The 23,557-nt window shown below is 41.5% G+C and carries 24 protein-coding genes; 5 read left to right on the forward strand and 19 right to left on the reverse strand.

The window, feature by feature from the left end; translation table 11 throughout:
* The first annotated feature begins 1 nt into the window (after nucleotide 1).
* From U5L07_08510 to U5L07_08530, 5 genes are all read left to right on the forward strand, one after another.
* A complete protein-coding gene (locus U5L07_08510; GenBank protein MDZ7831776.1) occupies nucleotides 2-2,491 on the forward strand; it encodes an ATP-binding protein in 2,490 nt (829 codons plus the stop codon).
* Entirely contained in the window at nucleotides 2,484-4,208 is a 1,725-nt protein-coding gene (locus tag U5L07_08515) for a hypothetical protein (GenBank protein ID MDZ7831777.1), read from the forward strand. Before U5L07_08510 ends, U5L07_08515 begins: the two co-directional genes overlap by 8 nt.
* 519 nt (nucleotides 4,209-4,727) lie before the next feature.
* Nucleotides 4,728-5,858 (forward strand): toll/interleukin-1 receptor domain-containing protein, encoded by a 1,131-nt coding sequence (locus U5L07_08520; GenBank protein MDZ7831778.1) that lies wholly within the window; start codon nucleotides 4,728-4,730, stop codon nucleotides 5,856-5,858.
* A gap of 11 nt (nucleotides 5,859-5,869) precedes the next feature.
* Nucleotides 5,870-6,535, forward strand: a complete 666-nt coding sequence (locus U5L07_08525; protein ID MDZ7831779.1) for a hypothetical protein — start codon at nucleotides 5,870-5,872, stop codon at nucleotides 6,533-6,535.
* A 62-nt stretch (nucleotides 6,536-6,597) separates the two neighbouring features.
* Nucleotides 6,598-8,052 carry a radical SAM protein gene (locus U5L07_08530; protein ID MDZ7831780.1) on the forward strand — a complete coding sequence of 485 codons (1,455 nt, stop codon included), beginning with the start codon at nucleotides 6,598-6,600 and terminating at the stop codon, nucleotides 8,050-8,052.
* Between the two features lie 42 nt (nucleotides 8,053-8,094).
* Here the strand turns inward: U5L07_08530 and U5L07_08535 are convergent, their stop codons facing one another.
* The 19 genes from U5L07_08535 to U5L07_08625 form a co-directional block, all read right to left on the reverse strand.
* Nucleotides 8,095-8,505, reverse strand: coding sequence for a hypothetical protein (locus U5L07_08535; GenBank protein ID MDZ7831781.1), 411 nt, complete (start codon nucleotides 8,503-8,505; stop codon nucleotides 8,095-8,097).
* A complete protein-coding gene (locus tag U5L07_08540) occupies nucleotides 8,498-9,115 on the reverse strand; it encodes a toll/interleukin-1 receptor domain-containing protein (GenBank protein MDZ7831782.1) in 618 nt (205 codons plus the stop codon). Before U5L07_08540 ends, U5L07_08535 begins: the two co-directional genes overlap by 8 nt.
* A gap of 55 nt (nucleotides 9,116-9,170) precedes the next feature.
* Nucleotides 9,171-9,833, reverse strand: coding sequence for a hypothetical protein (locus tag U5L07_08545; GenBank protein MDZ7831783.1), 663 nt, complete (start codon nucleotides 9,831-9,833; stop codon nucleotides 9,171-9,173).
* Between the two features lie 21 nt (nucleotides 9,834-9,854).
* Entirely contained in the window at nucleotides 9,855-10,772 is a 918-nt protein-coding gene (locus tag U5L07_08550; protein ID MDZ7831784.1) for a TIR domain-containing protein, read from the reverse strand.
* A 36-nt stretch (nucleotides 10,773-10,808) separates the two neighbouring features.
* On the reverse strand, nucleotides 10,809-11,537 hold the full coding sequence (locus U5L07_08555; protein ID MDZ7831785.1) for a hypothetical protein: 729 nt from the start codon (nucleotides 11,535-11,537) through the stop codon (nucleotides 10,809-10,811).
* The gene (locus U5L07_08560; GenBank protein MDZ7831786.1) at nucleotides 11,534-12,166 is read right to left on the reverse strand and encodes an ATP-binding cassette domain-containing protein; all 633 of its coding nucleotides are present in this window, start codon (nucleotides 12,164-12,166) and stop codon (nucleotides 11,534-11,536) included. The genes U5L07_08555 and U5L07_08560 overlap by 4 nt, the downstream gene beginning before the upstream one ends.
* Entirely contained in the window at nucleotides 12,163-13,638 is a 1,476-nt protein-coding gene (locus U5L07_08565) for a hypothetical protein (protein MDZ7831787.1), read from the reverse strand. The genes U5L07_08560 and U5L07_08565 overlap by 4 nt, the downstream gene beginning before the upstream one ends.
* 23 nt (nucleotides 13,639-13,661) lie before the next feature.
* Nucleotides 13,662-15,473, reverse strand: a complete 1,812-nt coding sequence (locus tag U5L07_08570) for a TIR domain-containing protein (protein MDZ7831788.1) — start codon at nucleotides 15,471-15,473, stop codon at nucleotides 13,662-13,664.
* Between the two features lie 15 nt (nucleotides 15,474-15,488).
* The gene (locus tag U5L07_08575) at nucleotides 15,489-16,592 is read right to left on the reverse strand and encodes an ABC transporter substrate-binding protein (protein MDZ7831789.1); all 1,104 of its coding nucleotides are present in this window, start codon (nucleotides 16,590-16,592) and stop codon (nucleotides 15,489-15,491) included.
* Between the two features lie 63 nt (nucleotides 16,593-16,655).
* Nucleotides 16,656-17,138: a TIR domain-containing protein gene (locus U5L07_08580; protein MDZ7831790.1), complete on the reverse strand. Its 483-nt coding sequence runs from the start codon at nucleotides 17,136-17,138 to the stop codon at nucleotides 16,656-16,658.
* Nucleotides 17,139-17,457: 319 nt separating this feature from the next.
* On the reverse strand, nucleotides 17,458-17,628 hold the full coding sequence (locus U5L07_08585) for a hypothetical protein (protein ID MDZ7831791.1): 171 nt from the start codon (nucleotides 17,626-17,628) through the stop codon (nucleotides 17,458-17,460).
* A gap of 197 nt (nucleotides 17,629-17,825) precedes the next feature.
* Complete coding sequence (locus tag U5L07_08590; protein MDZ7831792.1) at nucleotides 17,826-18,635, reverse strand: AAA family ATPase; 810 nt, start codon at nucleotides 18,633-18,635, stop codon at nucleotides 17,826-17,828.
* Nucleotides 18,625-19,926, reverse strand: a complete 1,302-nt coding sequence (locus tag U5L07_08595) for a DDE-type integrase/transposase/recombinase (GenBank protein ID MDZ7831793.1) — start codon at nucleotides 19,924-19,926, stop codon at nucleotides 18,625-18,627. The genes U5L07_08590 and U5L07_08595 overlap by 11 nt, the downstream gene beginning before the upstream one ends.
* A gap of 125 nt (nucleotides 19,927-20,051) precedes the next feature.
* Nucleotides 20,052-20,498 carry a hypothetical protein gene (locus tag U5L07_08600; protein MDZ7831794.1) on the reverse strand — a complete coding sequence of 149 codons (447 nt, stop codon included), beginning with the start codon at nucleotides 20,496-20,498 and terminating at the stop codon, nucleotides 20,052-20,054.
* A 1,333-nt stretch (nucleotides 20,499-21,831) separates the two neighbouring features.
* The gene (locus U5L07_08605; GenBank protein MDZ7831795.1) at nucleotides 21,832-22,026 is read right to left on the reverse strand and encodes a hypothetical protein; all 195 of its coding nucleotides are present in this window, start codon (nucleotides 22,024-22,026) and stop codon (nucleotides 21,832-21,834) included.
* Nucleotides 22,019-22,408 carry a nucleotidyltransferase domain-containing protein gene (locus U5L07_08610; protein ID MDZ7831796.1) on the reverse strand — a complete coding sequence of 130 codons (390 nt, stop codon included), beginning with the start codon at nucleotides 22,406-22,408 and terminating at the stop codon, nucleotides 22,019-22,021. The genes U5L07_08605 and U5L07_08610 overlap by 8 nt, the downstream gene beginning before the upstream one ends.
* A gap of 153 nt (nucleotides 22,409-22,561) precedes the next feature.
* On the reverse strand, nucleotides 22,562-22,813 hold the full coding sequence (locus U5L07_08615; GenBank protein MDZ7831797.1) for a GlsB/YeaQ/YmgE family stress response membrane protein: 252 nt from the start codon (nucleotides 22,811-22,813) through the stop codon (nucleotides 22,562-22,564).
* 77 nt (nucleotides 22,814-22,890) lie between these two features.
* The gene (locus U5L07_08620) at nucleotides 22,891-23,229 is read right to left on the reverse strand and encodes a type II toxin-antitoxin system PemK/MazF family toxin (protein MDZ7831798.1); all 339 of its coding nucleotides are present in this window, start codon (nucleotides 23,227-23,229) and stop codon (nucleotides 22,891-22,893) included.
* A complete protein-coding gene (locus U5L07_08625; GenBank protein MDZ7831799.1) occupies nucleotides 23,214-23,456 on the reverse strand; it encodes a ribbon-helix-helix domain-containing protein in 243 nt (80 codons plus the stop codon). Before U5L07_08625 ends, U5L07_08620 begins: the two co-directional genes overlap by 16 nt.
* Nucleotides 23,457-23,557: the final 101 nt, after the last annotated feature.

Here is a 23,557-nt window from a genome sequence, read left to right on the forward strand (position 1 = left end):
CATGCCGAAAATGAACACACCACATTTTGAAGTCCATCCATCTGTGGTTTATCACCTCGGGGAAAGTTTGATAACCGACTCTGTCCAGGCCTTAATCGAATTAGTCAAAAATAGCTACGACGCTGATGCCACGTATACAAAAGTCACCATCGATACCAAAGGTTCGACTGAGTTTGACGACACTTTTTACTCACCGGAAGGCGGTCGTATAATTATAGAAGACGATGGCTTTGGAATGAATCTTGAGGATATCGAAGCCGGGTGGCTCATGATTTCGAACCGAAAAAAACATGAGTTTAAGAAAGCCCGTAAATTAACTGATAAAGGCAGAACACCGCTTGGGGACAAAGGACTTGGCCGGCTCGGCGTTCAAAGGCTTGGCGAAAAGTTGGAGATTTTCACCAAGACCAAAAAAGATGGAGGTGTGCATTTCGGTTTTTCCTGGTCAGACTTTGCTAAAAAAGAACGGCTACAGGATGTAAGTATCCAATTAGACGAATGGAAAAATGCAAAGCAGATTGGAACCCGACTTGTTATTTCGAATTTGCAAGAGCTGGAGCTATGGAGAGGGGAAGACGCAACGAAAAAGTTGCAGAATGAATTGTCTCAAATGATATCCCCCTTCAAGCAGATTAGAGATTATGTTGCTTTCATCGAAATCGACGGAAAGCCCATTGAACTGCAGGAAATTACAGAGAAAGTACGCGATATAGCCCCATTGCGCTATAGCATTCATTTTGACGGCAAAACCATCGAAATAAAAGGGCGTGCAAAATTAAACTATTTCTGCCCATCTGAGCGAAAAGAGGCCGAGGAATTTGCCCTGATAGCAGAAGGGGATGACGGCAAGGGGTTTTACGATTTTTTATCGCAGCAAAAATATGCTAGAAGCCTCAACCTTAAACGATCCAAATCAGCTAACTGGTATGTTGAATTCGAACAGCAAAAAGAATTGGAAGATGTTGATGGAGTCTATCGGGTTTCTGGGAAATCTTCCTCGATTGCGAATCCAGGCCCTTTTAAAGGCGAAATGGATTCCTTTGATTTATCGGTCACTTCTTTTGATCGGCAAAATGTTTTCGACCGCATGAATGAGTTTCGTAATTATATCAAAAAGTGCAGTGGTATTCGGGTCTTCCGGGACGGATTTGGCATACGCGTCGATAAGGATTGGCTGAAACTAGGAGATCAATACACATCGGGGCCATCTTTCTACGGTTTAAAACCAAATAATACAGTTGGATTTATTGCCCTATCAGCTAGGGAGAACATGGACCTTGAGGAAACAACTGATAGGGAAGGGTTCAAGGATACAGTCTACTATCGTAATTTCTATTCGCTGTTGATGGAAGTTATGAAATTCACTCAAACCGCTGGACAGTTTTTTGGCAGATCATGGATAGCTTATAAAAAAGAACGTAAAGAAGAATTAGCAAAGATTGATTCTCGAAAAACTATTGAAGATATATCGCACACCATGAGCGAGCGCCTGAGCGCATCAGAGGAGTACCAAAAAAAGCTTGATGAATTCCAAACTCGTTTGCAAACAAGCAAAAAACAAGCACAGGCTGCATCAACTCGTTTATCCAAAAAGAGGAGAATAGATAATAAATTAAGATCAGAGGTGTCCAATTCCGTCTCGAACTTAAATCAACTTATAGACGAATCCCAGGAAATGATTTCACAAGTATCTGTATATCTTGGCGAGATATCAACCCTACGCCATATGGGGCAAGTGCTTAATGATCGTATCGATGGATTCCGGGATCAAATGGATAACATGTATGAAGCTGTGGCTCTTGGGTTGACAGCAGAGGCGCTTTCTCATGAGATATTTAATATTGCGGATCAGCTATCACTTAGGACGAAAAAGGCTCAAAGTAGAGCTAGGGCAATAAAATTAGAAGATCGAATCCTCCAAAATTTTATTGAACATGTTAAATCCAGCAGCATGGCCTTACGCAAGCAGATGTCATTTCTTTCGCCCGCATTACGCTATGTTCGTGAGCAAAGAGATTCAATAGATACATTCTCATTTATGAAAGAAATCAGAGAGTTTTACAAAGATCGGCTTCAAAAAAACAATATTTCCATTCTGATTCACACACGTAATGGTGGAGTTGCTCGGTTGAAAATGAATCGGGGCAAACTGACTCAAATCATAGACAATTTTATTCTCAATAGTGAGTATTGGTTGCGAGAGGACATTTCACAAGGACGTATGGAACATGGCAGTATTACGATCGAACTCGATCGCTACTTTGTTCGTATTTTTGATTCTGGGAAAGGAATCGATCCAAACATTGAATATGTCCTTTTCGAACCATTTGTAACGGCTAAGGGCAAGGGGAAGGGCCGTGGACTTGGCCTTTTTATTATAAAACAATTAATAGACTCTGAAGGCTGCAACGTAGGCATTTTGCCGGAGAGAAACTCCCATGATCGACTTTTTAAATTCCAAATTGATTTTCGGGGGGCTATAGATGAGTAATGATGGACCTACTAAAGAGGCTAAAAAAGCACTTTGCGCATTGTTGCAACGACTTAACATAAATAAGGTTGTATGCGTAGACGATGAGCATGCATCGCCTCTTACATTAGACGATATTTTATCATGGCTTGAAACGTCATCTCCCGAAGAATTGATAAGTGCTTTTCCCGAATTTAAAGGCCCAGTTTCTCAGGACCCTGATATTTTAAAAGAAAGCTTTAGAAAATGGTGGAAAGGATTGGAATTGAAACAAAAGGACGAGTTTTCGAATCAAGCAAGACCTTTTGTTCAAGAAGAAGCTAAAGCCGAATCGCCCGACGTTGATTACATGTCTATTCTAAGCGAAGTGTTTCAAGGTATTGATGATATAACATTTAGCCCCCTAAATTTACAAGAATGGCACAGGCAAAGTGAGGGCCTTTTGGCTGCCCCAGATTGCTCTCAAATCCTTTTCCTATTTGATCAGGACATGTCTAAGGGAGGGGGGAGATCCAATGAAGGCAGTGCAATTGTTGGTTCAGTCTTGAAAAAAAATTCCGACTCCATTCCTCTTTGCGGAATTCTCACCCATACTGCTAACTCAGACACGCAAAATCAAAAATGGGAGGAATTGGCTGACGAAGCCGGTATTGCTCAAGATGACTTTTTGGTCATTCCTAAAAGCCTCTTAACCGATGATTTAAACGAATTTAACCGGCAAATAAAATCAGCCATACTTGCTCCTTCATTTCGTGAACTCAAAGAAATGTCAGCCGGAATTCTTTCAGAGTCATTGGAAAAAGCTAAAGAGGGCCTTAACACTGTTACTGTTTTAGATTTTGATCACATGATCATGAGAGTAGCGCATGGTGAAGGAGTCTGGGAAGGGCAAATGCTATTTAGGCTTTATACACATTTTCATAGAATGGAGGCGGACAAAAGGGCAAGAGAAAACATTGAATTGGCTGAATTGATCAAACGAATACGGAAAGTTAGTAATATACCTGAAATGGGAAAAGCAGAGGCCTCAAAAGTTATTAAAGAAATTCGGCACGGTGAACTTTATGAGGATGAAAAAAATATAAACAGTGCACATATGGATATTACAACGGGTGACGTGTTTGAGGGGCCAAAAGCTTCAGATGGGAAAAGGAGGCTCATGATGATCGCAACCCAAGCATGCGATCTGGCAATGAGATTCGATGGTACTCGCAAGGCTGATTATGTACTTCTGTTGCATCTTTCCCATGTCAGCAATAGCGAAGCGAATAAGCCAAGATTTATGGTGCTTCCTTATTTCAGCAAAGACGGTGCAAAAGAAAAGATAGCGGTCGATTTTATATCAACAAGCATGGCACCATGTTGGGTTCTCGAAACCTGCGTACTCGATCAAGAAGGGAAATGCGGTTTTAGATTGAATGCGGAGCCTCCCGATGGATTGCTGCCCGGCTGGACAAAAAGATTTATTGATATAAGAAAAAAAGCAAAAAGCCTTTTTGAGCAATGGGATGTTTCATGCATAGCTGATGATGAAGTGCGAAAGGATATTCTTACAAGAATGGCCCCACGGGTTACATCTTGTGGATCTGTGCAAGCCTCTTTCGCAGACAATGAGATCCACCTGCCGCTTCGCCGCGTTATGCGCCTCCGGAGCGCAATGGCTGTGGAAGTTGTTCGACAATACGCCGCCTTTATTTCAAGAACACCCCAGGAAGCAGACCTCGCGCGAAAAGCATAGAGCCGATCTACCCGTGCAAAAAACCTGGAATTTCATCAAAAAATCTCTCGGACTATTCCAGGGCATTGCCCTCAGTCGGGGGAGATAGCGGTACACCATGTACAAAAGCCCCAGGGCGGCTATGGTGAGTATGGTAAAGACCACAAAGCCTTTGCTGCAGCCGGCTGTGGGGGAGATGGTTACAAACAGGCCAATGGCCGGGGAGATCACAAGCCCGCCAAAGGCACCCATAAAGAGCGTCCCAGTTATTGGGACAGTGGTCGTCGGGATAGGGGGTAGAGGCAGATGGCGGGCCTGCCCGTAATGGGTTCCGGCGACAAGGGCCTTAAAATTGATAGCGTGTACAGTGTTCGCTTCCGACCGATTCTTTCCGCCACTTATTCTTTTTCATCCTTAAAATTCATTGTGAAATCTTGAAAAATCCTGATGAGGATGATAAAAATTACACATATTTATCATATATGCATCTAATTGACCTTTTCGAAACAACTTTATGATGAGTTCAGGAAAGTACCTGTTATGAAAAGTGTAAAAGTGATTCATGCCCCAGATGGAAAAGCAATTTACAAAAAAATTCAAGAATACTTTGCTAACTCTAAAGATATCATTGTTGATGATGATTTAAAAACTTTGCCGGCAGCGCATAGTAAATCGGTTGCGGTTTTTATCATTACTGAAAATTCCATCAATGACGAGAATTTTGTCTCCTACCTACAAAAACTAATCAAAATTGATCTTCCGATCATTCCCCTTGTTAGAAGCATCGCTCAGTATGATTTTTCTGCCATGCCTGAAGCGTACCATATAATTAAAAGATTAAACGCAGTGGGATGGGATCAAGGTTTATTTCCAGGTGAAATTTTTTTTTCAGCGATTAAAAAATACTTAGGTATGATGCCTTTTAAGCGTGACTGCAAAGTGTTTATATCTTATCGCCGAACAGACGGAAAGGGCATTGCATCAGCAGTCCATGAGCATCTTAAGTCCACCGGCTTTAGGGTTTTTTTGGATACTATAGATATGGAACTAGGTGTTAAGGTTGAAAAAGTGATAGGGGAAGAAATTTGCGAACAAGATTTCTTGCTACTCATTGATACGCCAGATGCAAGCAAATCATCTTGGGTATTTGACGAAATCATGAACGCCTTGGAACACTGTATTAGTGTTTGTGCACTTCGTCATCCTCAAAGTGAAGGCTTCCCATTATTACGCAATATGCCTGGTATAGACTGGAATGAGAAGGATCCAGATCGATACAAAAAAATTGAAGAGTTCATATCTCGTGCAATAGCTTCAAAGTCAACTTTCGACGTACAGGTTGACAGGACTCTGAAAGAATTAGCATATTTATATAAATTAGACCTTCACCCTATTCGGAGAAGGCAGTTAATTCTCTCAAAACAGGTAAAAGGAGGGGATTCTGGAATATTCATTGAATTCGAGGACGCGCTATTAAATATTGAAAGACTTTATAGGCTGCATAATAATTATACTATGTTTAAAGATAAAACATCGAAAGCCCTTTTCCTATATAATGGATTGCCTTTGTCTGATTTTGAAAAGGAAGCAATTGAATGGGCAAGAGGTAAAAGCCCCATATTTGCTTATTCAATTAGGGAAATTAAACACGCGATTGCTTCAATCGCATAGGAGTGGTTGTTATGGCACCCCCAAATATAGAAAATAAAAAAGATTTAAATTATAAATCAATTTTTTTGTCGGCCAGCATCCCTGATGAATTAGATCAAACTTTCAAGGCACAAAAGCTCTATACATCGATTATAATATTTGTGCAGCGGATCTTAGCTGCTAAGGGGCGAATAATATTTGGCGGTCATCCAACAATTACACCTTTAGTGAAAAAAGCAGCTCAACGCACACAGAAAACGTCTGCAAATATTGATTTGTTTCAATTGAGATGTTTTGAGAAGCAGGCGCCTGATGATATTTGGGACTCCAGTGTTTTTGAAACGATTCGATGGTTTGGCTCCGGCGAAAAAATGCATATGCTTGAAGGCTTGGAGGATATGAGAAACGAGATGGCCAAACAATCAAGTTCCGCTATTTTTATCGGCGGGAAAACTGATAATAGAGGGATTTACGATGAATATAAAAAATTTCTTAAATATCATCCTGAAGGACCCGTATATCTTTTAGGATTCATGGATGGTGACACAGTCAAAATTATAAAGGAACTTAGGGAGAAAGGAAATAAAGAGCCAAACGGGCTAACGGAGGAAGAGCGACAAGTTATTCATAATTCTGACAATATAGATATCATAGTTGATTTGGTTATAGATGACCTGGCCCATCAACTATCCGAATAGCCAGATCCGCTTCTATCAGTTTGAAATAATTAATTAATCGAAATGCAAATGCTGGATTTACCATGAAAGCTGTTTTCATTATTCCCAATAGAAATTTCGTAATCGATAACAATGGCCGGAAGGCAAAACAACCCGCTCGTGTTCCTGCAAGCGCATTGTCAGTTATTGGTGCCTTAGAGGCAAATGGTTTTGAAACTGAACTTATAGATACGGTGGATGAGGGGTTTGATAACGAAATAGAGGTCAGCCGAGACTTTTATCAGTTTGGAATGAGAGATGAGGATGTGATTGAAAAAATAGCCCGTTCTAATGCTGATGTTATTATGTGTACATCCATGTTTACGTCCGAGCAGGCATGCGTTGATACCCTATGTAAAAACATCAAAAACGAATTTCCTGAGAAACCCCTAATCCTTGGGGGATTGCACGCCACATTAAGGCCGGAATGGCATTTTGAAAAAGTCCATTATGATGCCATTGTCTTAGGAGATGGGGAGGAAATTGTTGTTGACTTAATGAAGCGGATAGAAATGAAAACCATTCAGTCAACAAAGAATGTGGCCGTAAAGACAGATACAGGAATTTATTTTGAAAAACGCAGGCCGCATATAGATATTTCAAAATGGGACTGGGGAATTGACACTGTCCTGATAAAGCCTGATGGGAGCTTTCGATATATAGAAAAGAGGCATGATTCTCCAATAGATTCCCTGTATAGGCCCGAGAAACCATCAAAAAGCTTTATTTTGTTAAACTCGAGGGGGTGCCCTTTTTCATGTGACTACTGCGGAAGTACTGATAAGGATGGGAAGAGAATCCGGTATCGGAATTTTCAAAAAATCATCAGTGAAGTTTCTTATTTGTATGAAAAATATGGAATCCGAAATTTCCATAATCAAGCTGACGCATTTTTACTGCACCAAAAGGACTGGGAATTTCTAAAATTCATAACTGAATACCGAAAAACCAATCCCGATCTAAGTATTGATAATCCAAATGCTTTTTTTCTGTATTTATTTTTTGATAAAATGAATGGATATTCTTTGCGAACCGACTTGGTCGATTTGCTCTATGATGCCGGTTTTTCGGCAATAACAATTGCTATTGAAACTTTTTCACAGCGGTTCAATCAAAAAATAAATTTTCGAAAAATTCCACCGGAAAAGGTCATCGACCTTTTAGCTTATATCCGATCCAAAGGGATGATGACAGATGTTTATATGATGTATGGCTTCCCCGGGCAAACTGAAGATGAATTAAAAGAAGACCTGAATATGATTGATAAGATGAGGGATTATTTAGATTCTTTATTTTACAGATCTTTATTATTGTTCCCTGGAACTACCTATTATGAGCTTTATGTAGGAGAAAAGAAGAAAATCAAGGAGATTGATTATAAAGCGGCATTAAACAATGGCTATTGCTTCGGACACATGCCGAAAAATTTCAACCTAACTCAAATTCCATATGACAGGCTGACAAGTCTCACAAAAAACATTTCATTTGTGGATCCATAAAAATAAACTTACTAAATTGTAATATAATTCAATGCGGCCGTATCACTTGAAAATCAGCAGCCCAAACATCACAATAACGATGACCATTAGTATTGTACCATGAAATATCTTCAAGGTTGGAGACTTAGCAACCTCAAGCCACGACTCAACCTGATCATCGAAGTCTCCGGTCTCCATTGAAAATGGTTCTATTTCATTGCTTTTCCTTACTCCGGCATATAATTTTCTGAATAATCGCTCTTGGCGCAAAAAATATGCATCTAAAGCCCAGAAGGATATAACCGGAAAAAGCGCAACAATTATGAATCCCACGTCGACATTATTGGCCGCCAAAGCGAATAAAGCAGAAGTAATCGTAATACTCCATCCTTTTATCAAAAAGGAATTGCCCGCCATCCTGGTTATTACATTTTGTATAAATTCTAAATGCTTTTCATTTACAGAATTATCCATGCTCATATGGCTCCTCTCCATTCAGCCAATTATCTATGATAACGTATTTCTTGCTGCTTTCTGACACCCAAAGTGCCATGCTTCCAGTCTTTCGAGAATATTCCTTAACAATGTAAGGGTAGAGCCCCAAATATTCATTACCGGAAAACTCATCAGAGTTGTCATGTGATTCTTTAATCGGTAGAATTGCAACACGATTAATTTTACCATCGCAATACCCCAGTTCCCATTGCGCCCATTTCGACTCCAATGAATTCTCCGTTACAGCAAAAACAAGGGATCGGCATGCGTTCATCCTTTCGCGTATCCTCCTGGCGTTATCCCTTGTCACGTTTAACCTGTCGAGTTCAGGGTCATCAACCCAGTCGACATAAACTGATAATCCGATTCCCTCAATTATTGTTTTGAGTTTGTAGATTTCACTGCTGTCTAATTTGCTGTGTGACAAAAAAATATCGTAAGTCTGATCGGCAGTAAATGCAAAGGCAGATTCCGATAAGAGTTTATTCGCGGTTATTTTGGCAACTTCTTTATTAAGCCAAGATTTAAAGGTTGACTCGGTCGGGTCAGTTTGAACAAGCTGCAATTCCGATCTTTCAAAAAAAGCCATAAAAAAATAAAACCACCTTCAAAATTCCGTTTGGATTAAAAGAATTTTCTTCTCTTTATAAACTCGAATCGGGTTGCCCCGCAGCATGCCAAACAATATCAAAAATTGGTTTTAGGGCTTCTACAATGTCACATTGCATATCGCTAATTTTCAGCTGCGGCAAAAATAAATTTTGCTCTTCGATTCTATGTGAATCCAAAGGCCCATTAAAATCGGATGGGAATTCATATACGTTCAAAAAGCTGATCATTAAATAAACAGGTGGTTCGACACCAACCTGCGCCATGGTTGCCAGAAACCTTGGCAATGCCTCTATTAATCCCCTTTTGAACAATTGACCTCTTAGATATCCCTCATGCAGCAATCTCAAATCAACGGCTTCGATTATCCCATTGTGGAAAAATTGAACATAAGACCCCACGGACCCCTGGAATCTGTAAATTGAATGGCCGTAAGTTACAAAACCATTTGAGTTGTATTTCCCATTCCAGGCCGTTGAATATATTGGCTCCATAGCTTTTAAATCTTTGTATAGAGAAGATAGCTCGATCAGAGTCGGGTATTCAAACACCTTTTCAGGGATAAGATGCAGGATGAAAACAGGTGCCTCCCCTTCCCCAGGTTTATCTAATTTAATTAGTGCCTCATTATTTTTGACCTTTTTAATTCGCTTTCGTCTGAATCTCCTGATTTCGTGTATTAATGATCTCTCGATCATAGTCCAACCCCCCAAAAAATGCTAAAAACTATCTCTAAAAAGAATTTCCCAGAAGTATTCAGCCATTTCCGCCGGGCTCATTAATTTCTTTTGCCCAGTTGGATATGAATACATTTGCATACCAAGAGGTTTGAGCTTAAGATCACCATCGTGTTCCTCGATCGATACTGACTCATTAAATGCATTGTCCCGCCCAATATCCAAGTGAGTGCCATATGAAAAAACTATTGAATTGCTGCTAAAACCTCCTCCAATCGCGATTTTACATTGATTGATCAGTTTTCCGTCTTTGTAGAAAGTCAATATTGTTTTACGCGAGGATACGTTTTCCCTGTCAAACTCAAAGCCAGAGTTTTCCTTTTGAGTAGTTTCTGAATATGCTTCGATTAAATCGGTAATTTGCTTAAAAGACGTCTTTAAGAATTTATTTTTTTCCTTATCAGAGAATTTGTTTCCAAACCGAGGAATTTTTGGTTCACTGAATTTTACTGCAGACGTTTGATCATTTGGAAAAGGTCTTTGGATGTGAATCTTTTTTAAAAATGCTTCCACTATTTTGGATGGTTCATTGCGTGAAACCGAAAGATGACCGATCAGTGTCGATAACCCTGGCACTTCTCCTTCAAACCCATCGAGCCTGACGGGCAAGATGTAGGATTTCCCCTTTTCTTTTATCATTCGTTCAATTGCCTGCTGACGCTCGTGATTTGGCCACATTTTGTTGATATAATTTTCAGAGATTATCATTATACAGTATTGGCTTGAATGACGATAAATCTCCCTCAATTTAACTCCGAGATCTTCGCCCCATAAATCTTCCGCACAAAAGTTGTCATAGAATACGTTTATACTGTTTTGTCTTAACCCCTCTGCGATGGTTTCAGCAAAAGTTCTGTCTTCTCCTGCAAAAGAGAGTGCTACTTCATATTTGTAACCCATTTTTGCTCAACAACCTTAAAGATGACATGAAATTGATCAAGTTTTTCCTTGTTTTCCTGCCCATTTAATAAATTTTGTATAGAGTGCTGTGGTTATTTTATCAAGGCATACGCCAATAATCGATGCAATTAGTATTGTTAGTATGATTGCCGGTACATTAAACGTGACCCTTGCGGCATCAAGCACTTTTCCAATACCTGTCTGCGCACCGATGTATTCACTGGCGATGGATATTGTGAAGGCAACCGCCAGTGCAACCCGTAAAGGGCCAAGTAGTGACCCAAAAGTGCCCGGCGCAACTATATGCAAATAATAGCTAAATGTGTTTAATGATAGCTGGTCTCTAAGAATTGTCCAATCCCGACCAAGAAGCTTGTAAGACTCATGAAGAGGCGCAATGAAAAAGACAACCGCGCTGAGAATAACGATCAACAGTCTGCCGGTTTCGCTGAATCCAAACCAGATAACAAACAAGGGCATTACCGCTATGACTGGTACTGCTCTCATACCGGCAAACTGTGCATCCATGGCTTGCTCAACTTTAAAGGCCACACATAAAAAATGGAATAGATATGATAAAAGAATACCAATCAAAAAGCCCGCGATTGCCCTTGATGTTGTTGTTAAAGCACCGGTCAATAACTGAAACCGCGCAGATTGAATAACATCTATCGGATTAGGGAGAACAATAGGCGGGAGAAGCTTAAAGTGGGAAATCAAAAACCATAAAAGTAAAAAAAAAATAAGGAACAGGATTTTTTTCATGCTTCAACAATTCCTGTTACTGTATAGCCGTTATCAGCAAAAGTAAAATGAAAGCTTTTGCCACTAATCCAATCGCGAAGGTTGTTTTCGTGAACTGTCACCCAAGTTAGTTTAGTACCTCTATGCTTGTTAAGAAAACATTGCACCAAATCTTTTCTGTCATCGTCTATAGAGGTATAGTATTCATCCAGCAAAAGCAGGTTTGGGTTGCTCATCACGGCGAGGATTAGCTCAATGCGCTTATACATCCCTACAGAAAGCTCGTAGGGATATAATTTAGATACATTATGATTCAAATCAAGCTCTTCCAAATATTGATAAAATAGCGCTTTTTTTTTTCGGGGGAAATGAAGTCTGAAGTTACCATAAACGGTCTTCCAGGGTAAAAGGGAGCGATGCCCTCCTATGAACCTGATGCCTTTAAAGATGTCTATGTCATTTGAGTACTGGCATTGTGTGTGATGATTCTCAGAATACCACCCAGATAAAACTCTGAAAAAAGTTGTTTTGCCACTACCGGATGGTGACATAAGGGTAGCTTGGCCTTTCCAAGGCAGATATATATTGGAACAATTTATTATTGGATATTTTGACTCCTGAAATTGATGGTGAGCAATTATTATAATCATTGTGCCTGGCTATTTCTCCCGCTACTTGATTCTTCTTCGTTGTTTGGGAATTTCTTTTTTAACTCAGACCACCAATGTGGTGAATATACTTCGTCATCGTATTCTTCAAAGAACATACCCTTTGATAGACCGCTATTTAATAATAAATTAGGAGAAAGGCGAAGAATGATCCCATTGTATTCACTACAAATTGAAAGCATGGGGGAAATAAGAATCTCTGCTAATTGGTGGGCTAATATCGGATTCTTATCGAGTAATGATAGCATCTTGATTTCGATCTCTTCTAAGAATTTTAGGATCGCAGAGTTTAAATCTTTCGCAGCTCGAGTGTTAGCGCGTCTTTCTTCGGCATTATTGCCTCTTTGATTTAATACACAGAAGCCGAAAGGCTTCTTGGTTAATTCTTCATCACCGTGGTTTTCAATATCAGCCTTTTGAAAAGCTCCAAAACGGTAACTTGCTTTGCATTTATTAAATGCTACCTCTGTTAGTCCGTTCTCTTGAGCCCATAAAAAGCCTTGAATACTGGGAATAACTGATATTTTTTCATTTATGGCCCCGAAAGCCAATGCCAAGAGCAAATTAAATTCATAGTTTGTACTACTTAATTTTGTTCTGGCGAGTGATTGAATTATTTCACCATCAGAGAAGGAATAGCTTATGTGGCTATCAGGTAGCTTTCTATCCAAAGAATAATTCCCCTGAAAATTAAGAGCTACAGGAAAGCCTTCTTTCATCAATAAGTTGTCTGAATATCGAAGAACTTTTAATTTGGAGATATTATGTTTTAACTTTTGAAAAATGTATGTTTTAGGTTTAGTTTGGGGGGAGTTATCTATCATTTCCTCAGTACAATAACATATATTCAAGGTTTCTGATTCGAGCTTTTCGGGAATTTCTGTCCATTCAGTAAATTCAAAATCTACATTGATTTTATTCTCTTTTAGCAAGTCATTTACACAATAAAAAATGAGAGGAACTACTAAACAGTCATGATTTGCAGGGATCGCACAGACTAACTTTCTCCCTATCGTTCTGGGTGCTTCGCCTTCCTCCTCATCTTTGCTGACACCAACATACCCTTGTATTTTATTTATCAAGTTCTCTACATTATTATCATCTTCTTTTACGCCTATGAATTGCCTTATTTCTTTAGGGTTGTTCCATAAAATATAGCCTTTATTTATAGGCGATGGAAGGTATGCAGTGGTATTCTTATCTATGTGAAATGGGTTTAATTCTTCGAAATTTATATGTTTTTTTGAAATATAATATCCATTAATATCAATAGGGAGATAATGATCAGTATAAGTTTCAATTATTTTTTGCATAATTGAGAAGAATCTTTCACGGCTATTCTTTTCAACTCGCAACAATAACGCTATAAATGCTTTTGCCCAGAATTTAGGATCTAAATTTTCTGTGACAAATTTAATCTGAGAAATAACTTCATTCTCGCAAAGGTAACTCATAGTTAGTTAGATTCTTTTCGATTTTATTGGTCAGCGTATGCGGAAATCATTTTAGACCATTTTATAATGATTTTATTAGCATAAGATCTAACATGCGGATGGGTTCTTTTCCCTATGCTTTCAATCGCTTTTTTCATGGAATGTTCGTAGAATGTTTTTTTACTCTTATCAATTTTAGATTGTTCCTTATCCTCTGAACTCAGACCTAAATCAGCCTTTAACCCGGCGTCAATAGTCTGCAGTGCTGATGTAAATGCAATTACTGAAAAAGTTGCATTTCGTCTGTACTTGATAAATTTATAAACAGCATCTATTCCACTTGGTTCTTCAATTATACTGGAAAATAATTCATTATATTTATTGTTTAGAATAGCCTCTAAGCTTCTTATTTCACTGATAATTGACGAAAGAGAATAACATGGGTAAGTGTGTTGGTCCGAATTAAGAACCTTAAAAATATAATTTATCTGTTCTTTTTCGTTATCGTCGCAAACAAGATCGAGGAAATCGTATAAAGTACCCAATAATGGTAAACGCCCCCTATTGTCTAAAGAGGCTATAGAATCCGACCAACCAACTGGCAGGTAGTCAGGGTTCCGACTTAGAACTGTGAATTCCTCAAATTTACTTTGGAGCTCTTCTCTGATAGTCAGAATGTTATAATTTTCCTCTGAATGTTCCTTCATTTTAGAAATTATTTTGCAATATTCAGAAAGCTCAAAGCTTATTCCATGGAATTTCTTCCAGATGGGTATTTCGTATTTAAAGCCTATTTCCATTATAGAAAATTTAAAAAGCATGAAGGGAGATGGAAATTTGATTTTTCCTTCATGCCACATCTTAATGTAGTCTAATAACTCGGAAAAACGCCCGGTCCATAGTAGAGCGCATAGCAAATTAAAAGATATTTTTTGCATCTCTAAAGAGAATTTTTCAAAAAACCGTATTAAATCTGATATGTCGACGTGCGGGAGAATTTTTTCGAGTTTTAATAGTGGCGAGGAAGGAGGAAGCGTATGATTCCCGGGCTTCATTGCTGTCTTGATATTAACCATTCCCATTAAAGGTTTTAACTTTAAAATATGCTCATTATCTATTCCAGCTGGCCTTAACTTATCAAGATATTTCCATTTGTTGTAGAGAAAGGACTCAATTCTTTTAAGTTCGTTATCTATATCTTCATTTATTTTTTGAATTGTTTTTTCATAATCATTTACAATTTCACCGTTATAAACTCTAATTGCGTCTATTTTATATAGAAGGGTTTGGAAATTTGTTATAATATCTTTATGGATTCCTGGAAGGATATATTTATGTTTTTCGATTTCTTTTTTAATTTCACCTAAAAGATTATATTTCTTTTTTATCTCTTCAAATTGTCTCTCTTTGGCTTTTATAGTATCAAGTAAATCCTCTAAACTTTTTTCGGTTTTATCTTTTTCAAAGTGGACAAAAGTAGTGAGTTTTAAGAAAGTTTCATTGGATTTTTGTATTTCATCAATATCTATTCCTGGTAGGGCCACTGGTATTAAGGTTCGGACACCGCGCGCTTTAATAATGTTTACTGCTAGATCAAATTCATCGCATCGCCAACAAGTGCATTCTTTGCCTTTGAGACAGTTTATGCCTGGTCCCAGAATTATTATAAACGATAAAGATTGATTCAAAGCATTTTCCATTTCTCGACGGGCAAGGACCGCTCTACCAAGATTCCTTTCGTCATACCAAGGATTTAATTCATGGGCCTCTAAGTATTCCCATATCCTCTCGGCGTATTCCATCTCGACAGTATCTCTCTTGTATATTATATACGCATGATATTTGTAGGAATACATATTGACAAATCCGCGTTAATGATTTTGAATAATCTGGTTTAAAACGATTTCGCCGATAAAATCTTTTTTCGATGAAGGAACTCGATCACGCTTACCAGTTGAAATTAAATTATGAACCGCCGCATCCCAAGCCATTTCCCAATACATCGGGGAATCCTTATCTAAAAACATTTTCTTTGCTTCTTCGGGAGATTTAGCAATTTTCTGGAAACTCAGAGCGGTTTTGAAATCTTCGAAAGATGGTGGTTTGCCACCTCTTTCATCTATATAGGTTTTGACGATTTTGTAGTTTTCTTTGGGGTGCTTAAGCGCTTCGGTAACCGATTTATACCATCCTTTGGCGTATTTCTCGACAGCATCAGTATGCTGATTATAAAACTCCGCATTGCAGATAAAACCGGTTATAACGACTATATTTAAATCGATCGAATCCAATGCAATCTTATAGCCGCGTCGCAGGGCTTCGGGCCTTTCAACAATGCCGGCGGCAGCTATCCCGACGTCTTCATCTCTGAGTCCATTGATGCCAACTTCCAATTGAGAATTTACGAATTGAAAATCATCAACATTCAAGCCGGCAGATTCAATAAATTTATGAATTGCCTGCTCGTAAACCCCACCCTCGGGAACGGCGATAATCTTGTCTTTTAATTGTGCCAGGAATTTTGCTTTTGCTCCCTCTTCTCCATATTTTTGCTGGACTTCTTTATAGGTAAGCATATCGTCGCGGCAAGCGAAAATCGTACCTTCAAAAAGCCACGCCGGTAAAAAATATAGCACTCTTTTGCCCACTTTGTTTAGACTTCTTGATTTGGCGACGATTTCATCAATAGTAGCCATCGCAATATCGCAGCCTTTTCCTGCTGTAAACTCGATCTGTTCATTCCAAGTGGAATCTCGGACCTGCAGATCAATACCAACTTCTTTAAAATAACCTTTCTCCTTTCCATACAGCATGAGCGTTGTGTCCTGATAGGGAGTTACTGCCACCCGAACAGTCGTAAGATTTGGCGTTTTTGGCGTTGTTGAATTATTGAAAAAAGAAGGGACAAGAAGTGCCGCTATGATAATGAGCAGCAATATGCAACTTCCTAAGGCAAATTTAGCGCTTGTTTTCACGGCTTGACTCCTCAGATGATCGGGTTAATCCGATGATACGACGCTGAACTGTAAATAACAAAACTATCTATTATTTTCAATGGCTTCCTCGATCCAGTCAGCGAGATTTTTCTTTATATCGTTATATGCGTCATTTGGCGATGGATTCTTACAAGGAATGGTTTTTACCTTCCCGTTCTTATCCTTGAAAGTGAACTGGTTAAAGGGATTGTCCCCTTTATTGCACTTACCAGTTTTCGGATCTTTTAAATTGTGGATATAAACCCCCAAAAGACCGCGGCCATCTTTCCAGGCTTTTTTTATTTCATGCTTCACCCATTTCCTTTTTGAAGTTTGTTCGCCGATTAATACAACGACACAAGATCGTCCGGCCATATTTTCGTCAATCCATTTCTCTATAGCGGGATTACCCTTTTGTTTTATTTCTTCCCACTTGTTTTCCGATACAGGTTTGTTCTCCTCAAGTGAACCAATATTCCGGATTTGTTGGACACGAAATACATCATTAGCAAAATGAAAACTGTAAAAAATTTTTCTTTTGGCCATTTGCACTTATCCTCAAAATTTTTAAAACAGTTAATAATACGAGGAATATTTCTTTATGCGGAGCCTGGATTTAGGCGTTTTCAAGGAAACCATGGCAACTCATTGCCTTATAAACGAATAGGAGTAAACACTAACATCAAAGCGTATAACAAGATTCGACATATATGTAAAGATTCTTTTTCCAACACATGGTGTTAGTTTTCTTTTTAAACAGACTTTTATTTTTTGATTATATTGGACAAGTGGATAAATTTCCGGATTATTTTAAACCGGGGATATTTCAGCTTGGCATAAAATATCCCCGGCTACAAGTTTTGGGTTAAAATTTCATCTCATCTTTGGTTCTCTCAGGCGTCTGATTCATCCATTCATTTCTTTGTTTAATTTTCGTTAAAGCCTCAATAATCGCATCCAGTACAAGCTCTTCGAGCATGGCCTGGACCTGAGCCCTTTTTTCGCCGTATTCCCATTCATCTTCTATATCGTACATTTACTTTCCTCCGTATTCAAAAGGATTCGTTTCACTCAATCGATTTTATGGGTTTTTAAGGCATGGGTGGATCCGGTTCACAGAGATGTGGCGGGGGACCGAAGGGGTCCCCCTGACGATGTGAACCGTCTTCCACATTCGGCTATCCCTTGCCGGGTTCCTCCCCAGGATGGCCCGGCTCCGTTTCACCGAACCTGTTAAAATATCTCTGTTGCCGCCAAACGCACATGCTCGGCTGTAACTGTCAGGGATTGCTCAGAAGCCGCGGCAATCAGCGCCCCTCGGGCCAGATGATTGGCTTTTCGGTAAAGCCCCCCGGCGCCCTGATGGATGGCGGTAACAGCGGCTGCGTCATAAAAGTTCGTTTCCGCGCCGGCAATATGCAGATGATGGCGGATATAGGCCTCCATGCCTTCCCGGTCAATTCCTTCCAGATGACTTCTGCCCACCACCCGGGAGGCCAGCGGGCCAGAGGAGCGATACATGAGCTTATCGATCAGGCTGGCCTGGCCGGCCAAAATAACCGGCAGCCAGGGCTTGGCGTCTTGCTCAAATTGCAGCAGGGCATGGAGCTCGGTAAAAACCTCCAGGCGCAATAGCGAGGCCTCATCTATGATTAACACCACCTTCATTTTCTTGTCCGTCACCAAGCGGCGGATTTCCTTTTTGATGCGCCCCAGCATGATTGCCCGGGAGTTGCTCGCTGTCTCGGTTCCCAGCAGGCCCATCAATTGGCGATACAACTCCAGTATGGAACCGGATGTAGCGGTGACATAAAACCATCGGTACTCGGAAGGGTGCAGCTTTGAGACGGCATATCGCAGCGCTGTTGATTTACCCGAACCAATCTCGCCGGTAACTACCGCCATAGCGCCTAAGCGCACGGCGTATTCAAACCGGTCGCAAGCACCGACAAGCGCCTCAGTCTGCATAATTTCCGCAACCGGAATATCAGCGCCGAACGGCTCTTTTGTTAGTCCAAAGAAGGTGCGATAATTAGCCTTCATCACTGCCTCCTGTAAACTTAAGCCGCCCGCCCGTGTAGGGTGGCTCATCGCTTGTCAGCTGGGCATTGTTATTTTTATCCCGTTTGACCCGGCAGTTGACATGTAAATCCACCGGCCGGACAAAGCCATGGGACTGCTGATTAACAAAGATCTCCACGGTATCCGGCATCTCCGGGTGATACCGCAGCTCCACCTGTTTGCCGATAAGCCCTACCGGCACTTCAAACAGCCGGCCGTCTATGGTGATGCTACGATCCTTGTTCACCCGGCGCCGGACGGTTTTACGAAAATGATCATGTAAATCGGCCGGGGCGCATCTTAAGCATTCGCTATGGGCGGCAAACCGGGCAAAGGGCGTCTGGCTGGTGGCGCTGTGGATTCTCTGATGATAGTGCTGATCTATCCAAAAATTGAGATCGCAGTTGAGCTGATCCAGGCTCGCGGCGTGATAGTCGGCCAAAAACGAGGAGCGCACGGTCTTAAACCACCTCTCGATTTTTCCTCTGCCCTGGGGCTTGTAGGGTCTGGAGTGAATAAGGACAATGCCCAGGGAGGCCATGGTCGCCTCAAAATGCTTACTTCTAAAAGCCGCCCCGTTATCCACGTATATCTTTCTGGGCAGCCCCCGTTTGGATAGAGCCTTCTCCAACGCATCCAGCCAACAGGAAAGCTTTTCTGACCAATAAAACCGGGCATACGGGATCAAGCGGCTGTGGTCATCAATAAGGGCGATAAGATATGTTTTTTTCCATCTGCCCTCAAACTCGACTTTGGGCCCATGCATCACATCAGCCTGCCATAGATCATTGGGCAGCTCCGCCTCATACTTGCGCCGGTCTTCGGGCTTTTTGCCGGGCTTTGCCATAAGGTCATGCTGATGCAAAAACCGGTAAACCGAGGCGAGTTTCAAGCTGATGCCCGGCGTGACCAGGTTCCGGTTTTTCATTTCCGTGATAAGCTTGACAGCGGGGGTGCGGGGCAGTTCATGGCGCAGGTTGATCAGTGCCAGGCTGGTATCCTCGTCCAGGCTCCGGCTTTTGCCCCTGTCATTTCTATCTTTTGGATAAAGGGCTTCAAGTTTTTGATTGCCGTCTTTGTAATTGGCAATCCACCGAAGAATGGTGCTTCGGCAGATCCGGGTCTTTTCCGAATACGGGATGTTCCACTTGCGGGCGCTCTTCTCCTGCAGCAGCCGCTCTTTCTCCCCGTAATCCGGCTCTGGGCCGTTTACAAACTCGGCGATGACCCCAAGCCGGAAGGCAGCCACCTCTTTTTTTTTGTCTTCTGTCATTTAAAATCCTCCTATGTCTGTGGTTTTTAGAAGCCGTCGACGGTTATTTTGCTCATACAACGGCCTGGAGGACTTTAAAACGACACTCTTGGGTAGGTTGGCAACCCACTGAATCGCTTAGCAAATTAAATGGACCGGCTGACCGGGATGATCCCCTGGCAGATAAAATAATCAAATGCCGCCAGCAAACCGACCTGCCAGGTATGGCCCAGCCGGGCAGCAACTTGCTTTTTTAAAGCTCTCAGCCAATGGCCGGCCCGCGAGCGGACAAATCCGGAGGGCCACCGGCCGCATCGCAAGCGATGGGCTATACCGGAGCGGATCTTTTGAATCGGGGTTTGAAAACGGCTGAAATAGTCTTTGGGCCGGCAGCAGATGAGGCAGCCGCATTGGGGACAGCGCCAGCGCTTTAATGGGATCGGGTCGTTATAGCCCTCAAAGAAGGCGTCCCGGTAACCATGCCCCCAGACTTTATAACAATGGCATCGGGGGCATTTACCCGGACATTGCCAGGAATAATTGCCTCCGAGACGAAAAATTTCCTTGAGTGTGACAGCCACATAGATTATCATGAGATATGTGTTGTGAGCCTTATCAGGCTCTTGTTTTCGGGCGGTTTGAGTGCAGCCACACTCGCCGCCCTTTTTTGTTCATAAAAAAAGCCTCCAAAGAGACTCAATTATTCTGATAATCCGATATAGATTGTCAATTTAATTCGAAAATTTTATGCTGTTTTTAGGTCATATATTCTGACTCCTTACACATGGCAGCCATTGCATCTCTGCTCCTGAATAGTGAATAACGTTCTTTTATCAATCAAGTCGTTCCGATATCCATTTTGGATTCCGACGGCAGTCGAGAACAGCTCGGACGCGCGCAACACCATCCTCAATGCGGTAATACACTGCATAAGGGAACCGTTAAGAAGTTAGTCGATATATCCATTGTGGAATTCATGGATCCCCCGGAAAGTAGCAATGATTGAATATCAGACCACAGTGAATCGAGGAAATAGTCGCCAAGGCCGTCGGCCTGTTGTTCATAGAAACGAAATCCGTCTACTAAATCAGCCGTTGCCTCATCAAGGACTTGAACCCTCATTTGAGGTGTTCCCTCACAGCTTTCTTAGCTTCGGTTATGAATTCGGGGGACACGCGGGGGACGAAATCTGGGTAGAGTAGGAAGCTGATATCAGATCAGTGGCCTGGACTTTTATTGACGCCTCGCCGCACGCGGCTACTAAGTGTCTACCGGGCTGATCGTCCATCAGCCTCCCCTCATCAAACCGTGCTTGCGGTTTTCCCACACACGGCTTTCCGATGTTCTTCACCGCAAGGCATGCACCTTCGTCCATCCAGCTGATGTCGGCACTTTATACAGGCCATACTTTTAGTACAGCGACCTGTTTGGAAACCTGACGTAGCCTGTGTTTCGGTTTCTGACTTTGTGCCTCTTGCGCAGATGGGTAATCATCCGCTGCTCCAGGTGGTTATCGCTGCCGAATTGGCTGTATATAGACTTTGCGGGTTTTTTATGGGAATCCGCTTTTGTTTTGGGAACTTGGGAATCGGTCTGCCGGGAAAAATTTTTTGAAACATGCACTGGCCTTTCCGCTGTTTTTGGGTGTGGGGTGTAATGCAAGCGGGCGGATTTTTATCGAATAACCATGTGAATATAATCATATACACATGAATAAGGCCGGAATGTCAATAGTAAATGGGATTATGATCAGAAACAGGGGGTTTGGAAAAAGAATGGGGGACGCCCTTTATATCTTTATATTTGCAGTTCAAATCCGGCATGCGAAAGAGAAGGCATACTGAGACAAGCCGAAATAGATGCGCCTGGGGTGGTGCCCCGCATCATTGCACGAGGGATCGAGCGCGCCGAGATATTCCGTGACGATCAGGATCGCGACGCTTTTCTATGGTTTGGATCTGTGATCTCCTCTATGGCAAGATGCAGATACCGCTCGACAAAGGCCCGGGCTCTTGTATCAGCGCTGAATTTCTCCCAGGTTATATCTGTGGCAGCTCTTAGCTCATCCACATAACTCTGGATGCGGGAAAGCTTTCTGGAAATCAGTTCATCGTCAACCATGCACGGGTTTCCTCTGCAGCTTTTTATACAAAAAAGCGCTGTCAAAATAAGCCTTTCTGGCAAACACCTCCTGGCGGACCCGTTCTTTCGGGTTGGCCTCATAGATCATACGGCCATGGGCAAGGATTTGATGCTGCAAAAGGGGCGAGCATTGATGGAAAATGACAAGATCCACGTCCCGGCCTAAAAGATTTGAAAGAGCGGTCTCCATTTCAACCCGTCCCATCGCCGCCATATGCCCTCTGATCATGACGGCAAGGTCGATATCGCTTTTCTTTCTGGCTTTGCCGGTTGCAACAGAGCCGAAAACATAAGCCGCAGCAATAGTGCTCTGTTCCGAGAAAAACCGCTTTATTTTTTCAATATCATCGGGATGCAGCATTGCTTTCCCAGCCGGTCAGAGAATTAAAAAATTGAAAAGAAAATCAGAACCTGCATATGAATGTTTAATCCTATGACAAAATGCCGCTTATTTGTCAATTTGACATTCGGGAAAGAATGGGGCGCCCTTTATATAAAGGGCGTCCCTCGATAGCTATGCCTTCTTAATAATCCCAATTATAGATAACAAAATAACAGCGCCAATAGTGGCCATAATGACAGAGCCTAAAAATCCGCCTGTTGTTATGCCGAGCATGCCGAATACAAAGCCACCCACTATAGCGCCAACAATTCCTACGATAGTATTTCCTATGACACCAAGTCCTTTTCCCTTCACGATCATGCCGGCAAGCCACCCGACCAGCGCACCAACCGCTAAAAATATTAACAAGCTGATAATATCCATATTTCCTCCGGTGTTATTTTTTAGTCTATAATGGCGGAGCTTTGCGGCGAGTGAAACGAGTCCGCAACAGTGACAGGTTAACCACCAATTATTTCATTTAGACCATCGATAATGAGAACCAGCTCTTCGTCAGATGCTTTTGTTATTTTGTTGCCAATTCGCTTTTTGGAAAGAAGTCGAATCTGACTGATCTTTACCCAGGATTTTTTTGGAAGCCCCGTCGTCTCGAGCTCCAAGGTCAATGGGTAGCCAGCTCTTTGCGGCTGGCTGGTAATTGCAACGGCAATGACCGTTCCAGATCTCTCATTAAACACATCGTGGCTTAAAACAAGAACAGGGCGAAAACCGCCCTGTTCACTTCCTATAACTGGATTTAAATCTGCCCAGCGGATATCTCCTCTCAATATTCTGGCCATTCTTCCAGCTCCGATGAGAATCCTTCCTCAGCTAAAGATTGTTCGAATTCCGGGTCAAGCTTGGCGCACTCCTGGGCAAGCCGGCTTTTGTCAATTCGATTCAGTTTTTCATTAACTGCTTGCTGAATAGCATTGCTGCGACTTGGAAACAATTTCGACTTCACGAGAAGATCAAGCCGTTTTAAAATCTTGTCGTCAATTGTAATTGCAATTTTTGAAGCTGCCATATTTATCACCTCCAAGTATGATAATATATCATACCTCAAGCACTTTCAAGTAATTTTTTTGGACAGTCCAATATATTCATTATCCTCCTCAGACCATGTAA

This window comes from Desulfobacterales bacterium (assembly GCA_034520365.1).
GTDB lineage: Bacteria > Desulfobacterota > Desulfobacteria > Desulfobacterales > Desulfosalsimonadaceae > M55B175.

What these genes read in the sequence shown, in the direction of transcription:
- U5L07_08510 (MDZ7831776.1), top strand. Translation starts at nt 2, where the DNA reads ATGCCGAAAATGAACACACCACATTTTGAAGTCCATCCATCTGTGGTT.
- U5L07_08515 (MDZ7831777.1), top strand. Translation starts at nt 2,484, where the DNA reads ATGAGTAATGATGGACCTACTAAAGAGGCTAAAAAAGCACTTTGCGCA.
- U5L07_08520 (MDZ7831778.1), top strand. Translation starts at nt 4,728, where the DNA reads ATGAAAAGTGTAAAAGTGATTCATGCCCCAGATGGAAAAGCAATTTAC.
- U5L07_08525 (MDZ7831779.1), top strand. Translation starts at nt 5,870, where the DNA reads ATGGCACCCCCAAATATAGAAAATAAAAAAGATTTAAATTATAAATCA.
- U5L07_08530 (MDZ7831780.1), top strand. Translation starts at nt 6,598, where the DNA reads ATGAAAGCTGTTTTCATTATTCCCAATAGAAATTTCGTAATCGATAAC.
- U5L07_08535 (MDZ7831781.1), bottom strand. Translation starts at nt 8,505, where the DNA reads ATGGATAATTCTGTAAATGAAAAGCATTTAGAATTTATACAAAATGTA.
- U5L07_08540 (MDZ7831782.1), bottom strand. Translation starts at nt 9,115, where the DNA reads ATGGCTTTTTTTGAAAGATCGGAATTGCAGCTTGTTCAAACTGACCCG.
- U5L07_08545 (MDZ7831783.1), bottom strand. Translation starts at nt 9,833, where the DNA reads ATGATCGAGAGATCATTAATACACGAAATCAGGAGATTCAGACGAAAG.
- U5L07_08550 (MDZ7831784.1), bottom strand. Translation starts at nt 10,772, where the DNA reads ATGGGTTACAAATATGAAGTAGCACTCTCTTTTGCAGGAGAAGACAGA.
- U5L07_08555 (MDZ7831785.1), bottom strand. Translation starts at nt 11,537, where the DNA reads ATGAAAAAAATCCTGTTCCTTATTTTTTTTTTACTTTTATGGTTTTTG.
- U5L07_08560 (MDZ7831786.1), bottom strand. Translation starts at nt 12,166, where the DNA reads ATGATTATAATAATTGCTCACCATCAATTTCAGGAGTCAAAATATCCA.
- U5L07_08565 (MDZ7831787.1), bottom strand. Translation starts at nt 13,638, where the DNA reads ATGAGTTACCTTTGCGAGAATGAAGTTATTTCTCAGATTAAATTTGTC.
- U5L07_08570 (MDZ7831788.1), bottom strand. Translation starts at nt 15,473, where the DNA reads ATGTATTCCTACAAATATCATGCGTATATAATATACAAGAGAGATACT.
- U5L07_08580 (MDZ7831790.1), bottom strand. Translation starts at nt 17,138, where the DNA reads ATGGCCAAAAGAAAAATTTTTTACAGTTTTCATTTTGCTAATGATGTA.
- U5L07_08585 (MDZ7831791.1), bottom strand. Translation starts at nt 17,628, where the DNA reads ATGTACGATATAGAAGATGAATGGGAATACGGCGAAAAAAGGGCTCAG.
- U5L07_08590 (MDZ7831792.1), bottom strand. Translation starts at nt 18,635, where the DNA reads ATGAAGGCTAATTATCGCACCTTCTTTGGACTAACAAAAGAGCCGTTC.
- U5L07_08595 (MDZ7831793.1), bottom strand. Translation starts at nt 19,926, where the DNA reads ATGACAGAAGACAAAAAAAAAGAGGTGGCTGCCTTCCGGCTTGGGGTC.
- U5L07_08600 (MDZ7831794.1), bottom strand. Translation starts at nt 20,498, where the DNA reads ATGATAATCTATGTGGCTGTCACACTCAAGGAAATTTTTCGTCTCGGA.
- U5L07_08605 (MDZ7831795.1), bottom strand. Translation starts at nt 22,026, where the DNA reads ATGGTTGACGATGAACTGATTTCCAGAAAGCTTTCCCGCATCCAGAGT.
- U5L07_08610 (MDZ7831796.1), bottom strand. Translation starts at nt 22,408, where the DNA reads ATGCTGCATCCCGATGATATTGAAAAAATAAAGCGGTTTTTCTCGGAA.
- U5L07_08615 (MDZ7831797.1), bottom strand. Translation starts at nt 22,813, where the DNA reads ATGGATATTATCAGCTTGTTAATATTTTTAGCGGTTGGTGCGCTGGTC.
- U5L07_08620 (MDZ7831798.1), bottom strand. Translation starts at nt 23,229, where the DNA reads ATGGCCAGAATATTGAGAGGAGATATCCGCTGGGCAGATTTAAATCCA.
- U5L07_08625 (MDZ7831799.1), bottom strand. Translation starts at nt 23,456, where the DNA reads ATGGCAGCTTCAAAAATTGCAATTACAATTGACGACAAGATTTTAAAA.